The sequence below is a fragment of the Streptomyces sp. ADMS genome (assembly GCF_033441795.1).
Taxonomy (GTDB): domain Bacteria; phylum Actinomycetota; class Actinomycetes; order Streptomycetales; family Streptomycetaceae; genus Streptomyces.
The window spans coordinates 1-302 of the sequence record NZ_JAVFVX010000530.1; the positions used below are offsets into that span (position 1 = coordinate 1).

1 protein-coding gene is annotated in these 302 nt (G+C 68.2%); it reads left to right on the forward strand.

The features are described from left to right. Positions 1–45: 45 nt before the first annotated feature. The coding region (locus tag RB628_RS41880; protein ID WP_318325825.1) for a transposase family protein at positions 46–302 on the forward strand (257 nt) is incomplete at its 3' end.

Sequence of the window (302 nt, forward strand, 5' to 3'; positions counted from 1 at the left end):
AAGGGCTGTCCCGTAACTGCGGGTCACGGGTGAGATGATCTTGATGTGGCTGGTGTGATCACGGCGTCGGAGCCGTCCTGGATAGCCCCGTTCACGGGGCTGAGCCCTCGCCTGTTCGGCAAGCTGGTGACCGTACTGCGGCGCGAGGGTGCGGATGCGGTCCGCAGGGGCCGGCCGTGGAGCCTCCCGCTGGAGGACCGGGCTCTGCTGGTCGCGGCGTACTGGCGCACGAACTTGACGATGCGCCAGCTCGCCCCGCTTTTCGGGGTGTCCAAGTCGGCGGCGGACCGCATCATCGACCA